At 68.9% G+C, this 14,809-nt stretch carries 12 protein-coding genes; 10 read left to right on the forward strand and 2 right to left on the reverse strand.

Annotation, left to right across the window (positions count from 1 at the left end; all coding sequences use genetic code 11):
* Window positions 1-125 precede the first annotated feature (125 nt).
* Window positions 126-1,586: a metalloprotease TldD gene (gene tldD, locus K320_RS0103445; protein ID WP_024537484.1), complete on the reverse strand. Its 1,461-nt coding sequence runs from the start codon at window positions 1,584-1,586 to the stop codon at window positions 126-128.
* 22 nt (window positions 1,587-1,608) lie between these two features.
* Window positions 1,609-2,784: a rod shape-determining protein RodA gene (gene rodA / locus K320_RS0103450; protein ID WP_024537485.1), complete on the reverse strand. Its 1,176-nt coding sequence runs from the start codon at window positions 2,782-2,784 to the stop codon at window positions 1,609-1,611.
* Window positions 2,785-2,895: 111 nt separating this feature from the next.
* Here rodA and K320_RS0103455 point away from each other — a divergent pair, with 111 nt between their 5' ends.
* From K320_RS0103455 to mtgA, 10 genes are all read left to right on the forward strand, one after another.
* Complete coding sequence (locus tag K320_RS0103455) at window positions 2,896-3,969, forward strand: ABC transporter substrate-binding protein (RefSeq protein ID WP_024537486.1); 1,074 nt, start codon at window positions 2,896-2,898, stop codon at window positions 3,967-3,969.
* Window positions 3,969-6,293, forward strand: coding sequence for a hybrid sensor histidine kinase/response regulator (locus tag K320_RS18310; protein WP_024537487.1), 2,325 nt, complete (start codon window positions 3,969-3,971; stop codon window positions 6,291-6,293). The genes K320_RS0103455 and K320_RS18310 overlap by 1 nt, the downstream gene beginning before the upstream one ends.
* On the forward strand, window positions 6,274-6,924 hold the full coding sequence (locus K320_RS0103465; protein WP_024537488.1) for a response regulator transcription factor: 651 nt from the start codon (window positions 6,274-6,276) through the stop codon (window positions 6,922-6,924). The genes K320_RS18310 and K320_RS0103465 overlap by 20 nt, the downstream gene beginning before the upstream one ends.
* A 155-nt stretch (window positions 6,925-7,079) precedes the next feature.
* On the forward strand, window positions 7,080-8,774 hold the full coding sequence (locus K320_RS0103470; protein ID WP_024537489.1) for a hypothetical protein: 1,695 nt from the start codon (window positions 7,080-7,082) through the stop codon (window positions 8,772-8,774).
* Between the two features lie 87 nt (window positions 8,775-8,861).
* Window positions 8,862-9,446 (forward strand): YqiA/YcfP family alpha/beta fold hydrolase, encoded by a 585-nt coding sequence (locus tag K320_RS0103475; protein WP_024537490.1) that lies wholly within the window; start codon window positions 8,862-8,864, stop codon window positions 9,444-9,446.
* 72 nt (window positions 9,447-9,518) lie between these two features.
* A complete protein-coding gene (locus K320_RS0103480) occupies window positions 9,519-10,280 on the forward strand; it encodes a metallophosphoesterase (protein ID WP_024537491.1) in 762 nt (253 codons plus the stop codon).
* A 30-nt stretch (window positions 10,281-10,310) separates the two neighbouring features.
* Window positions 10,311-12,380 carry a ribonuclease catalytic domain-containing protein gene (locus tag K320_RS0103485; RefSeq protein ID WP_024537492.1) on the forward strand — a complete coding sequence of 690 codons (2,070 nt, stop codon included), beginning with the start codon at window positions 10,311-10,313 and terminating at the stop codon, window positions 12,378-12,380.
* Window positions 12,377-13,246: a TonB family protein gene (locus tag K320_RS0103490; RefSeq protein WP_024537493.1), complete on the forward strand. Its 870-nt coding sequence runs from the start codon at window positions 12,377-12,379 to the stop codon at window positions 13,244-13,246. Before K320_RS0103485 ends, K320_RS0103490 begins: the two co-directional genes overlap by 4 nt.
* On the forward strand, window positions 13,243-14,085 hold the full coding sequence (gene aroE, locus K320_RS0103495; RefSeq protein ID WP_024537494.1) for a shikimate dehydrogenase: 843 nt from the start codon (window positions 13,243-13,245) through the stop codon (window positions 14,083-14,085). The genes K320_RS0103490 and aroE overlap by 4 nt, the downstream gene beginning before the upstream one ends.
* Window positions 14,082-14,804, forward strand: a complete 723-nt coding sequence (mtgA, locus tag K320_RS0103500) for a monofunctional biosynthetic peptidoglycan transglycosylase (protein WP_024537495.1) — start codon at window positions 14,082-14,084, stop codon at window positions 14,802-14,804. Before aroE ends, mtgA begins: the two co-directional genes overlap by 4 nt.
* The last annotated feature ends 5 nt before the right edge of the window (window positions 14,805-14,809 follow it).

The following is a 14,809-nucleotide window of genomic DNA, read 5'->3' on the forward strand; positions in this document are numbered from 1 at the left end:
TACCTCTCAACCGCCTTGGGTCGAGAACCAAAAGTAAAAGTAGAAAGCGCGGTGCGAAGCCATGCATTCAATGTAGCACGATTTGCGGCACTGCAACATGGGGCGTTGCCGCCGCGCTACAGCCATCAGGCGGTACCGCCCACGGTCAGCCCGTCGATGCGCAGCGTCGGCATGCCCACGCCCACCGGCACGCTCTGGCCTTCCTTGCCGCAGGTGCCCACGCCGCTGTCCAGCGCCAGATCGTTGCCTATCATGCGGATTTTCTTGAGCGCGTCGGGCCCGTTGCCCACCAGCGTCGCGCCCTTGACGGGGTAGAGCAGCTTGCCGTTTTCCACCCACCACGCCTGGCTGGCCGAGAAGACGAACTTCCCGCTGGTGATATCCACCTGCCCGCCGCCGAAGTTGGTGGCAAACAGGCCCTTTTTGATGCTGGCGACGATCTCCCGCGGGTCTTTGTCGCCGCTGAGCATGTAGGTATTGGTCATGCGCGGCATGGGCACGTGGGCGTAGCTCTCGCGCCGGCCGTTGCCGGTGCGCGCCACACCCATCAGCCGGGCGTTGAGCGCGTCCTGCATGTAGCCCTTGAGGACGCCGTCCTCGATCAGCACGTTTTTCTGCGTCGCATGGCCTTCATCGTCGATGTTGAGCGAGCCGCGCCGATCGGCCATGGTGCCGTCGTCCAGCACCGTCACGCCCCTGGCGGCCACGCGCTCGCCGATGCGGCCGCTGAAAGTGCTTGAACCCTTGCGGTTGAAGTCGCCCTCCAGCCCGTGCCCCACGGCCTCGTGCAGCAGCACGCCGGGCCAGCCGGGGCCCAGCACCACCGTCATCTCGCCGGCCGGCGCCGGGCGCGATTCCAGATTCACCAAGGCGGCATTCACGGCCTCGTCCACATACTTGCCGATCTGCGCGTCGCTGAAATACGCGAGGCCAAAGCGCCCGCCGCCCCCGGCCGAACCGACCTCGCGCCGCCCCTTCTGCTCGGCGATCACCGTGATCGAAAAGCGCACCAGCGGGCGCACGTCGGCCGCCAGGGTGCCGTCGGCACGCGCCACCAGCACCACGTCGTATTCACTGGCCAGGCCCGCCATCACCTGCACCACGCGGCCATCCCGGGCGCGCGCCATGCGCTCGGCGCGCTCCAGCAGTTGCACCTTGGCGGTGCTGTCCATGCTCGCGATCGGATCAAACGCCGGGTAGAGCGCCCGGCTTTTAGCTATCTTTTGAGAAGCTATCTTCGCTTTCTTGGATTGCGCTGCAGCCGAAATCGATCGTACCGTGCGCGCCGCATCCAGCAAGGACGCCTCGGAGATGTCGTCCGAATACGCAAACGCCGTCTTCTCGCCGCTGACCGCGCGCACGCCCACGCCCTGGTCGATGGAGAACGAGCCCGTCTTGACGATGCCCTCCTCCAGGCTCCAGCCCTCACTGCGCGTGGTCTCGAAGTACAGATCGGCATCGTCCACGCGGTGCGCGCGTATCTCCGCCAGCGCCCGCGTGAGGTGGGATTCATCCAGGCCAAAAGGCTCCAGCAGCAGCGCCCGGGCCGTGGCCAGGCGCTCGATCGTCGGTTCGCGTGAAATCATGGCGAAGATTGTCCTACACCGGCTACAACGGCGCCGGCAGCCCCTCGGGTTCCTGGCGCTGCGCCCGGGCAATCGACAGCAGCACGCCCAGCGCAAAGCCCAGCGTGACCGCCGCCGTGCCGCCGTAGCTCACGAACGGCAGCGGCACGCCGACGACGGGCAGCAGGCCGCTGACCATGCCCATGTTGACGAAGGCGTAGGCAAAGAAAATCGTCGCCACCGCGCCGGCCACCAGGCGCGAGAACAGCGTGGTGGCGCGCAGGGCGATCGCCAGGCCGCGCCAGACCAGCAGCAGAAAGCAGGTGATCAGCACCAGGTTGCCCGCCAGGCCGAACTCCTCGGAAAACGCGGCGAAGATGAAATCGGTGGTGCGCTCGGGGATGAATTCCAGATGCGTCTGCGTGCCGGACATGAAGCCCTTGCCCCAGAAACCGCCCGAGCCGATGGCGATCATGCCCTGGATGATGTGAAAACCCTTGCCCAGCGGGTCGCGCGAAGGATCGAGCAGCGTGCACACGCGCTGCTGCTGGTAGTCGTGCAGCAGCGGCCAATTCACGTCCTGGGCGCACAGCTGCGGCTCGAACGCCACCAGCAGCGCAATACCGATGGCGCCCAGCACCACCGGCGGCAGCACCAGCTTCCAGGGCAGGCCGGCAAAGAAGATGACCGAGAGCCCCGCTGCCAGCACCAGCAGCGAGGTGCCCAGATCGGGCTGCTTCATGATGAGGCCCACGGGCAGCGCCAGCAGCAGCACCGCCACGCCGAAATCCAGCGCGCGCAACTGCCCTTCGCGGTGCTGAAACCACCAGGCGAGCATCAGCGGCATGGCGATCTTCATCAGCTCGCTGGGCTGCACCACCACGCCGATGTTGATCCAGCGCTGCGCGCCCTTCTTGGTGATGCCGAACAGCGCCACCGCGATCAACAGCGCCACGCCGATGGCGTACAGCGGCGCGGACATCGCCATGAGCCTCTGCGGCGGCACCTGCGCGACGATGAACAGAATGCCCAGCGCCAGCAGCAGATTGCGCAGATGGTCATCAAAACGATGGGCAAAGTCGTAGCCCGACGAATACATGGCCACCAGGCCTATGCCCATCAGCACGGCGATCAGCGCCAGCAGCGGCATGTCAAAGCCGCGCAGCAGCGGCATGACGCGCTGCAGCAGGGTGGGCTTGTCAAAGGTATCCAGCGGCATGGGGGCGCGATTATCCCAGCCGCCAACGCCCCGAGCACGCCTGGGCAGGGTATTGCGCGCTATCTGGACCTCATGCCTAATAGACAAAAACAACACCACGGGAGCCCATCCATGCCTCTGTTCCAGCCGAGACAGCCGAGAGCCGCCGCGCTCGCGCTCGCCGCCCTGCTGGTCGGCAACGCGCCGGTGCATGCGCAAACGGCGGCGCCCCGCTCCATCGCCTACCTGAACCTCAATGCAAGCGAGTCGGACCGGTTGTGCATGCAGCAGTTGCGCACCGGGCTGGAGCAGGCCGGCTGGTCCTTCGATCAGCAGCTGACGCTGGAGTCCATCGACGCCGGCGGCGATCCAGCGCGCATCCCGGCCCTGGCACGCACGCTGGCCGCCCGCAACCCCGCCGTGCTGCTGGCCACCAACAACGCCGAAACCGACGCACTGATGAAGGCCACGCAGACCGTGCCCATCGTGGTGATGGGCCCGACCAACATCCGCCCGGTGCTCGACGCGCAGCTGCGCCCGCTGGCCAACGTCACCGGCGTGTCGCTGGGTTTTTCGGGCCAATTCGTGCTCAAGCCGCTGGAGGTGCTGCTGCAGGCGTTTCCGCAGGCACGGCGCATCGGCGTCATCACCAACAGCGGCAACACGGCGCACGAACGGCTCAAGGGCCTGGGCTCCATGGAGGGTCCGCTGGCGCAGGCCGGCATCGAAGGCGTGCGCGTGCGCTTTTCGGGCGAGGCCGACATGGCAGGCGCCTGGGATGAACTGGCGCGGCAGAAGGTCGATGCGGTGATGATCCTGCCCGATTCCCCGGCGTTCTTCGAGGCGCATGCGCGCCAGGCGCTGCGGGTGCGCCTGCCCACCATCGCGCACCACTCCTGGTTTGCCACCCGCCACGGCGGTCTGCTCAGCTACGGCTCCATCGGCCGCGTCAACATGTGCGGGCGCGGCGCGCAGTATGTCGATCAGATTCTGCGCGGCCGCCCGCTGGCTGAGCTGCCGGTCGAGGAGCTGTACGACGCGGCGCTGGTGGTCAACCTCGATACCGCGCAGCGCCTGGGCATCACGCTGCCGCCCGCGCTCGTCGCCCGCGCCGACCGCCTGATCCGGCCCGGCGAGAAGACGCTGGCGCCCACCGCCGAGGCAGGGGGCGACGGCATCACCGCCGCACAGCCCTCCACCCGCTGATGCGCCCGCTCGGCCTCCAGCGTCTGTGGCAGACCTACGCGCTGTGGGTGGCCGGGCTCGTCACGCTGGTGCTGGCGATCAGCGGGCTGGCGCAGCTCTGGCTGATTCAGCGCGAAACGCGCGGCGCCGTCGAGGCGCGGCAGGCGCTGGAAGCCGCCAAGGCCGCGGCGCGGATCGAGCGTTTCATCGGTCAGATCGATACCTTGCTGCAGGCCACCCTGCGGCTGCAGGACACGCGCCACCTGGGTGACGCGGATGCCGACATCCAGTTCGAGCTGTACCGGCTGCTGAAACAGTCGCGGGCGATCCAGGAGCTGTATTGGATCGCCCCGCACGGCCAGGAGCGCGTGCGCATCGCGCGCATGGCGCCCGACCGCATCGGCGTGGGTGAAGACCGCAGCCAGTCGCCCGAGTTCCTGCACGCGGGCGCCGAGGCGCCGTGGTTCGGCCCGGTCAGCTTCGTCGGCAACCAGCCGCGCGTGGTGATGGCGCTGCGCGGCCGGCTCCCGGAAAGCGGCGTGCTGGCGGCCGAGATCGAGCTGGCGCAGCTGCGCCAAATCATCGACGACACCCGCTTCGGCCGCGAGGGGCTGGCCTACATCGTCGATGGCCAGGGGCGGCTGCTGGCGCATCCCGATTTCCTGCAGGTGCTGGCGCGCACCGACTGGGCCACCCGGGCGCCGGTGCGCGCGGCAGCCGCGCCGGAGCCCGCCGGCGGGTTGATCGAATTCGAGGCGCCCGAAGGCCGCGCCATGGTGGCCCACGCGGCACCGCTGAGCATGCCCGGCTGGCACCTGATCACCGAGCAGCCGCGCCGCGAAGCCTATGCACCGATCCGCCGTGCGCTGACCACGACGCTGCTGGTGCTCGCGCTGGCCGTGCTGGCGGGCTCGGCCGTCGGCATCGTGCTGGCGCGCCGCGTGGTGCGCCCGATCCGGCGGCTGGCCGAAGGGGCCGACCGCATCGGCCAGGGCCAGCTCGAGCACCGCATCACGCTGGCGCGCCGCGACGAGCTGGGCCAGCTCGCGGAGCGCTTCAACCAGATGGCGCAGCGCCTGGGCGATTCGTATGGGCTGCTGGAAACCCGCGTGGCCGACCGCACCCGGGAACTGGTGGACGCCAATACCCTGCTGCAGGCCAGACGCGAGGAAGCCGAGCAGGCAAGCCGCGACAAGACGCGCTTTCTCGCCTCGGCCAGCCACGACCTGCGCCAGCCGCTGCACACCATCAGCCTGCTGGTGGGCGTGATGCAGCGCCAGGCGGTCACGCCCGAGGTCGGCACGCTGGTGGGGCACATCCAGACCTCGGTCTCCGCGATGGAAGCGCTGTTCGTCGGCCTGCTGGATATTTCCAGGCTGGATGCCGGCATGTCCACCCCCGTTCTGGCCGACTGCGCGCTGGGTGAGCTGCTGCAACGGGTGGTGGCCAGCCACGGGCCGGAAGCCGAGCGCAAGCGGCTGCGGCTGGTCGCGGCGCCCACGCGCTGCGCCGTGCGCACCGATCCCGTGCTGCTGGAGCGGGTGCTGGGCAACCTGGTCGGCAACGCCATCCGCTACACCCAGCACGGCAAGGTGCTGGTGGGATGCCGGCGGCGCCCGGGCGGCATCGAGCTGCAGGTCTGGGATACCGGCATCGGCATCGCGCCGGACCAGCTGTCGCGCATCTTCGAGGAGTTCTTCCAGATCGACAACCCCGAGCGCGACCGCGGCAAGGGGCTGGGCCTGGGCCTGGCCATCGTCAAGCGCACGCTGGATCTGCTGGAGCACCAGTACAGTCTGCGCTCCACGCCGGGCCGCGGCAGCTGCTTTTCCATCCTGCTGCCGATGGCCGACGAACAGCCGCGGATGCCGGCGCGGCCCGAGGCCCCGGCGGACGGGCCGGACATCGCGGGCGCCTTCATCGCGGTGATCGACGACGAGGCCGACATCCGCCGCGCGATGCAGGCGCTGTGCCACCGCTGGGGCGCGCATGTGCTCGCCGCCGCATCGGCCGATGAATGCCTGACCCTGCTCGAAGAGCACCTGCGCAACCCCGACCTGATCCTGTGCGACTACCGCCTGCGCGGGCACCAGAACGGTCTGGACGCGGTGCGGCTGCTGCGCGAACGCATGGGCGAGCCGGTGCCCGCCATCATCATCACCGGCGACATCGGCGCGCCCGACCTGCGCCGCGTGGCCGATGCGGATCTGCCCCTGCTGCACAAGCCGGTAAGCGCCGACCGGCTGCTGGCGGCGATCGAAAATGCCCTGAGCGGTCACCCAATCGGGGGATGCGAGCCGGTGCCATCGGCGGCAGACTCGGAGCATGAACGTCCTGCTGGTTGACGACCACGCGCTGTTTCGCGACGGCGTCGCGCTGCTGCTCAAGGAGCTCGATCCGGCAGTGCGGATCCGGCACGCGGCGAACGTGGACGAGGCACTGGCCGCCCTTGGCGGGGACGGGGGCATCGCCCTGATCCTGCTCGACTTCATGCTGCCCGGCACGCACGGCCTGCAGGCACTGGAGGTGCTGCGCGAGCACCACCCCGAGGTGCCGGTGGTCATGCTGTCCTCGCTGGAGGACCAGGTCACCATGGTGCAGTCCATTCAACGCGGCGCGATGGGCTTCATCCCCAAGTCAAGCTCGTCGCAGCAGATGATCGACGCCCTGCGCACCGTGCTGGCGCACGGCATCTACCTGCCGCCGCTCAGCCTGGCCGGCGCCCTGCCACCAGCGCCCCCGCAGCCGCGCACCAGTCCTGCCGAACTCGGGCTCACCCCGCGCCAGACGCAGGTGCTGCGGCTGATCCTGGAAGGCAAGCCGATGAAGCTCATCGCCCAGGAGCTGGGCCTGAGCCACAACACCGCCAAGACCCACGTCAGCGCGGTGCTGCGCGCGCTGGGCGTCACCACGCGCACCCAGGCCATCGTCGCCGCCAGCCGCATGGGGCTGGTGCTGGGAAGCGGCGCCTCCTGAGCCACAGCCTCACCCAACTGGGTGATGCGCCACAGGCCGTGCCGTCGTTCAATCGGCGCGTGGAGGGAAAGAGGAGAGAGGGTGCACCCGCACCCGCGACCGCCGCACTCTGCCGCCCCCGGCATTGCATCAAACCGTCAACCAGGAGACAACCCATGCCCAGCACTTCACGGATTTTTCGCCTCAACGCCTTGCTGGCGGCCACGGCCATCGGCCTGACCGGCTGCTTCGGCGGCGGCAGCGACGATGGACCCGCCCCGGCGCCAGCGCCAGCGCCAGCGCCCGCTCCGGCGCCCGCGCCCGCGCCGGGCAGCGTCACGCTGTCGGGCCAGGTCACGCGCAATGCGGCGCTGCAGAATGTCGTGGTCTGCCTGGACACCAATGCCAACAACCAGTGCGACACCGGTGAACCCGCGTCGGCACCGACCAGCGCGGATGGCATGTATTCGCTTTCCGCCACCGAGGCGCAGGCTGCGGCATCCCGGCTGATCGCCATCGTGCGCGCGGGCGATGCCAGCGCCGCCACCACGGCCATCGACGCCGCCAACCCGGGGCAGGCAACCACGTCTGTCGACTACGTCCTGACCCGGCCCGCGGGATCGGCTGGCGGCATCAACCCGCTCACCACGCTCGTGCAGGCGGGCGTCGCCGCCGGCATGACGGAGGCCGCGGCACGCGGCAACGTCGCCATCCAGCTGGGCATCGCCCAGGCCAAGATCGATGGCTACCAGGACGATCCCGCCTATGGCACCACCGTGCAGGACAGCGCGCGCGCCATGGCTGCCATGACCGCCAGAGCGATTCAAGCCGGAGCAACGCTGGAAGTTGGCGACCAGCAGGCCGCCGTGGCCATGAGCCGGGCCGGCAACCAGCTCTCTTTCACGGATACCAGCAACTACTTCGTGCAGTCCCTGGAGTTCAACGCCAAGGCCGCCGGCGCCGATCTTCAGACCTACTCCGACCAACGCAAGGGCGCCATCGGCGGCGTGCCGCGATCTGACGGCGGTACAAACAACGCGCTGTACAACACCGCCATGCTGAGCGCCACGGGTTGGCAGTACTGCAACCGCAGCGCACCGGCGAGCGTCACGCAAGGCAACCCCAGCCGCGCCGTGTACTGCGGCTCCCGGCCTTCGGTGAGCTTCAGCGAGGAACGCGCCGTGGCCGGCGAAGCCATGGCGGCGCTCGTGGCGCGCTGGCAGGCAGCGCCCGGCAACACCATCAACCCGGGCGCTTCGACGGCCAGCCTGAACACCGCGCTGGGCGCGGCAAGCTTCCCTGCCGGGTCCATGGAAAGCCTCAGCACCAGCATGGTTCTCATGCCCCCCATGACCATAGACAACCTGCGCAGCCGCGCCATAGCGCAGGCCAGGGCAGCGTCGCTCGGCGCCCTGCCGGCAGGGTTCAAGACCGCCGATGTGGACCTGAGCAATCCGGGGCCGACCACCTTGTCTCTGGCGCTCGGCTCCGCGGCGCACAAGGCGATGCGCGTGGCCTTCGGCCCGGCCACGGATGCGAAGTCCGGTGCGGTGCAGTACTACGAGTGTGATCTGGACAACACGGACAACAATTTCGCCGTGCCGCCCAACTGCAAGACCACGACCACCGGCACCTACCGCATCGAGACCGTGAACGGCGCGCCCATCATGCGCTTTGCCGGCCATCCGGCGGTGGTGGATAGCGTGAACTACGCGGAGGTGGTCTACACCGAGATCGACTGGGGTGCCCCCACGGGTGTTTTTGTCTACCAGGCACGCCAGCCCAGAATGGACCTCAACTTCAACGCCACGCAGACCCGGCGCCTGAACCAGACGGCGTTGGATGCCATGCTGGCGCGGCTGGGGCTTTGAGGCATCAAACCATCGCAACCGCCCCACGGGGCGGTTTTTTTCCGCCCACAATCCGCACTGCCCGTTGAGCGCATCCCCGCCAAAACCATGCCCGCCACCCATCTGCTCTACCTGCACGGCTTTCGCTCCTCGCCCCAGTCCACCAAGGCGCGCATGGTGGTGCGCGCGGTCGCGCAGCGGCATCCGCGGGTGCTGTTCTGGTGTCCGCAGCTGCCGCCCTCGCCACGCGAGGCGATGGCGCTGGTGGCGGCCGGCATCGCCGGCTGGCCCGGCGCCGGCATGGCGGTGATCGGCTCCTCGCTGGGCGGCTATTACGCCAGCTGGGTGGCGGGGCGCAAGCGCTGCACCAGCGTGCTGCTCAACCCGGCCATCCACCCGGCGCGGGACCTGGTGCAGTACATCGGCGAGCAAAGCAGCTGGCACCAGCCCGAGGATCGCTTCTGGTTTCGCGAGGAATACATCGCCGAGCTGCAGGCGCTGGACCTGCGCTCCCACGCCCCCGCGGGGCGTGAACTGCTGGTGGCCGCCCAGGGCGACGAGGTGCTGGACTGGCGCGAAATGGTGGCGCGCTACCCGCAGGCCGAGCAGATCGTGCTGCAGGGCGGCGACCATGCGCTGTCCGGCTTCGAGGCGCTGCTCGACCGCGTGCTGGAGTTCTGCGCACTCGCATAGGGATGCCCTGCACGGCGGCGCAGGCTGCCGTATCCTTGGCGGGGTCATGCATTCCATCCTGTTTCCCACGCCATGAAGATCGCCCTGCTCTCCGACCTGCACCTGTCCGTTCAACCCATGGAGCCGCCGCCCACCGATGCCGATGTGGTGGTGCTGGCCGGCGATCTGCACCGGCCCGGGCAGGCCATGGCCTGGGCGCGCCAGTACCGCCAGCCGACACTGTTCGTCGCCGGCAACCATGAATTTTTTGGCGGCGATCTGGTGGGCACGGACCGCGCCTTGCGCCAGCACGCCGCGGGCAGCCATGTGCGCATCCTGGAGCAGGACGAATGGCACCACCAGGGCGTGCGCTTTCTCGGCTGCACGCTGTGGTCTGACTTTCGCCTGCTGGCCTCGCGCGAGGAGCGCGATGCGGCCATCGCCAAGATCACCCAGTTCGCACGCGACTACACGCGCATCACGGTGGCGCCGGAATTTGCCGATTGCTTCACGCCGGCGGTGTCGCAACTGCTGTTCGACCAATCCGTCGCCTGGCTGGAAAAACGCTTTGCCGAGCCCTTCGATGGCCCCACCGTCGTCATCACGCACTTTGCGCCCGCGCGCGGCAGCATCGCCACCAAATTTGCCGGCTCGCCGATCAACGCGGCCTTCATTTCCGACCTGGAGCCGCAGATCCAGCGCTGGCAGCCCGCGCTGTGGCTGCACGGCCACGTGCACGACAGCTTCGACTACCGCGTCGGCCGCACGCGCGTGGTGGCCAACCCGCGCGGCTACGCGCGCGACGGCGTGAACGAGAACGTGAATTTCGACCCGCAGCTGGTGCTGGAGGTTTGACGCCGCCCGCTGCATGGGAAAATTCACCCCATGCATGCATTGTTTGAAGACGCGGGCAAGTTCCACGCCGGGCGCATCCTCTCCGAGACCGACAGCTCCGCCCAGGTGGAGCTGGCCAGCGGCAAGCGCGTCAAGGTCAAAAGCGCGGCCCTGCTGCTGAAGTTCGAGCAGCCAGCCCCCGATGACCTGCTGGCGCAGGCGCAGCAGATTGCCAGCACGGTGGAGCTGCCGCTGGCCTGGGAGTTCGCGCCCGAGGGCGAGTTCGGCTTTGCCGAGCTGGCGCACGAGTATTTTTCCGACAAGGCGCCGGCGCCGGAACTGGCCGGCATGCTGATGGCGCTGTTCGAGGCGCCGCATTATTTTCGCCGCGCCGGCAAGGGGCGGTTCAGGAAGGCGCCGCCGGAAATCGTGCAGCAGGCGCTGGCGGCGATCGAGAAGAAAAAGCAGGTGCAGGCGCAGATCGACGCCTGGGCTGGCGAACTCGCGGCGCGGACCTGCCCGGCGCCGATTCGCGAGCAGCTCTACAAAATCCTCTTCAAGCCGGACAAGAACGCGCCCGAATACAAGGCCGTGGTGGAGGCCAGCCGCGCCACGCACAAGGCGCCGCTGGCGCTGCTGCAGGACGCGGGGGCGATGGCCTCGGCCTACGACTTTCATTGGCAGCGCTTTCTGTTTGAATGGTTTCCCAAGGGCACGGGCTTTGCCCCGATGGCCGCGCCCGAGCCGCCGCAGGAGCTGCCGCTGGCGCCGGTCACGGCGTATTCGATCGACGACTCCGAAACCACCGAGATCGACGACGCACTCTCGGTGCAGGGCCTGGGCAGCGGGCGCGTCATCGTGGGCATCCATATCGCCGCGCCTGGCCTGGCCATCCAGCCGGACGACGCGCTGGACGCGATCGCGCGCCAGCGCCTCTCCACCGTCTACCTGCCCGGCCACAAGATCACCATGCTGCCGCCCGAGGTGGTGCAGCTGTACACGCTGGATGCCGAGCGTGCCAACCCGGCGGTGTCGCTCTACGTCACCTATGACGAGGCGACGCTGGAGGTGCTCGCCAGGGAAACCCGGCTGGAGCGTGTGCAGGTGGCGATCAACTTCCGCCACGACCGGCTCGACGCCATCGTGACCGAGGACTGGATCACGCACCCGGAAATTTCAAGCGAAAACACACCAAAACCCTTGCTAGACAAGCGCGAAGAGCTCACTTTTTTATACAAGCTGGCACGCCACCTGAAGGCACAGCGCGAAGAGGTACGCGGCAAGCCCGAGAACTTCAACCGGCCGGACTACACCTTCCGCCTTTCGGGCGGCACCGGCGATGAGCCCGACGGCAGCGAGACGGTATCGATAGCCACCCGCAAGCGCGGCGCGCCGCTGGATCTCATCGTCGCGGAGGCTGCCATCGTCGCCAACAGCAGTTGGGGCCGCATGCTGGCCGAGCACGGCGTACCCGGCATCTACCGCAGCCAGGCGAGCATCGCCCCCGGCGTGAAAGTGCGCATGGGCCTGAAGGCACTGCCGCACGCCGGCATAGGCGTGCCCTGCTACGCCTGGGCCACCTCGCCGCTGCGCCGCTACGTCGATCTGCTCAACCAGTGGCAGATCATCGCCTGCGTGCGCCACGGCACCACCGCGGCGCTGGCCGCTCCCTTCAAGCCCAAGGACGCGAGCCTGTTCGCCATCATCAGCAGCTTCGACGCCACCTACGGCGCCTACAACGCCTACCAATCGAGCATGGAGCGCTGGTGGACGCTGCGCTACCTCAAGCAGAACGCCATCACCGAGCTCGATGCCGCCGTGATCCGCGAAGGCATGAACGGCGACTTTCTGGTGCGCGCCGATGCGCTGCCGCTGGTGCTGCCCGTGCTCGGGGCACAAGGCCTGCCGCGTGGGGCGCGCGTGCGCGTGCATCTGGGCGTGGCCGACGAGATCACGCTGGAGATCAACGGCACGCTGGCCGGGCGGCTCGACGGTCCGCTGGACGCAAGCGATGATGCGGTGATCGACGATGAAGACGCCGAAGCCCCGCAAGCCACGCTGTCGATTGCGGTGGATGTGAGCGAAGGCGCGGATGCCGCCGCGGAGGCCCCCGCGCCGTGAGCTGGCGGCAGCACCTGCGCCAGTTCAGCACGCTGCAGATCGCGCTGGGCGTTTCGCTGGCGGTGCATGCGGCGCTGCTCTCGGTGCGCTTCGTGGCGCCGGCGGCGTTTGACCGCCTCTTTGAAGACACGCCGCTGGAGGTGATCCTCGTCAACGCCAAGGGCAAGGAAGCGCCGGAGAAGGCGCAGGCCGTGGCGCAGACCTCGCTGGCCGGCGGCGGCGACGCCGACAAGGGCCGCGCCACCAGCCCGCTGCCCTACTCCGCCCTGACCGCCATGGGCGACGACACCGAGGACACGCAGAAGCAGATGGACCAGATGCTGCAGGAGCAGAACCAGCTGCTGACGCAGGTGCGGCGCCAGCTGGCCGTGATGCCCGAGCCCGATCCGCGCCAGGCCAGGCAAAGCCCCGAGGGCCGCGCGCAGGAAGAAAAACGCCGCCAGCTCATCCGCCTGCTGGCCGAGATTGAAAAGCGCGTGAACGAGGAAAACGCCCGCCCGCGCAAGCGCTACATCAGCCCCGCCACGCGCGAGGCGGTGTATGCGCTGTACTACGACCAGCTGCGCCGCAAGGTGGAGAACAAAGGCACGCGCAACTTTCCCGAAGCGGGCGGCAAGAAGCTCTATGGCGATCTGGTGATGATTCTCACCGTGAACTTCGACGGCAGCGTGCTTTCGACCGAAATCGTGCAGGGCTCGGGCAACCGGCTGCTGGACAGCCGCGCCGAAGCCATCGCCCGCGCCGCCGGGCCGTTCGGCCCGTTCAACGCCGAGATGCGCGCCAAGACCGACCAGCTCGCCGTCGTCGCGCGTTTCAGGTTCACGCGCGAACAGGTGCTGCAAACCAAAGTCATGGAGCCGCAATGACAGGCACGGACCGCTACTGCGTCATGGGCCACCCCGTTGGCCACAGCCGCTCACCCTGGATACACGCGCGCTTCGCCGCGCTCACGGGCCAGACCCTCGACTACGGCGCGCAGCTGGTGGCGCTGGACGGCTTTGCCGCCGCGCTGCGCGACTTTGCCAACGCCGGCGGGCGCGGCTGCAACATCACCGTGCCCTTCAAGCACGAGGCCGCGCGGCTGGCCGACACCCGCAGCGAGCGCGTGGCGCAGGCGGGCGCGGCCAACACGCTGGTACTCGCCCACGGGCGCATCCACGCCGACAACACCGACGGCCTGGGGCTGGTGGCCGACATCGAGCAGGGCGCAGGCGTGCCGCTGGCCGGGCGCGATGTGCTGCTCATCGGCGCAGGCGGCGCCGCGGCCGGCGTGCTCGCGCCGCTGCTGGCGCGCGCACCGCGGCGCCTCGCCGTCTGCAACCGCACCCAGGCACGCGCCGAGGCGCTCGTCGAGCGCCACCTCGCGCTGGCAATGCTCACAAAAACAGAGCTTACGGCGCTTGGCCAGCAAGCGCCAGAGACCGATTTCGATGTAATCATCAACGCCACCTCCAGCAGCCTCTCGGGCGGCGGCGTCCCGGTACCCGCCAGCGTGCTGCGCCCCGGCAGCCTGGCCTGCGACATGATGTATGGCGCCCCGGCACAGGGCTTTCTCGACTGGGCCACGCAGCATGGCGCCCACGCGCGCGACGGCCTGGGCATGCTGGTGCAGCAGGCGGCCGAATCCTTTTTGCTGTGGCGCGGCGTGCGCCCGCCCGCGGAGCAGGTGCTGGCCGAGTTGCGCGCGTTGCTGGCGCCAGCATGAAGGGTCTCGTGCGCTGGCTGGCGCTGGTGCTGCTGGCGTTCCTCGCGCTGCAGCTTTTTTTCGTGCTCCGCATCGCGCTCATGGCGCGCATCGACCCGGCATCGACCAGCTTTGAGCGCAGCGCGCTGTGGCAGCAATGGCGATCGCCAGGTTCGCTGCACTGGCAGCAGCAGTGGGTGCCTTACGCGCAGATTTCCGCGCAGCTCAAGCGCGCCGTCATCGCCTCCGAGGACGATGGCTTCGTGCAGCATGACGGCGTCGAGTGGACGGCGATCGAAAAGGCCTGGGAGCGCAATGCGGCCGCGCGCGAGCAGGCCCAGCAGCACCCAAAGCGGCACGCGCGCGCCCTGCGGCTGCGCGGCGGCTCCACCATCACCCAGCAGCTGGCCAAGAACCTGCTGCTCTCGGGCGAGCGCACGCTGGTGCGCAAGGGCCAGGAGCTGGTGCTGGCCTACACGCTGGAGTTTTTCCTGACCAAGCAGCGCATCCTGGAGCTCTACCTGAACCACGTCGAATGGGGCGACGGCATCTGGGGTGCCGAAGCCGCGGCGCGGCATTACTACCGCAAGCCCGCCAGCCAGCTCACCGCCCCCGAAGCCGCGCGCCTGGCCGTGATGCTGCCCGCGCCGCGCCGTTTCGAGAAAATGCCCCAGTCGGCCTACCTCGCCGGGCGCACGCGCACCATCCTGGCGCGCATGCCGGCGGCGCAACTGCCGTAAGCTCC

The organism is Comamonas badia DSM 17552, assembly GCF_000484635.1.
GTDB lineage: Bacteria > Pseudomonadota > Gammaproteobacteria > Burkholderiales > Burkholderiaceae_C > Comamonas_C > Comamonas_C badia.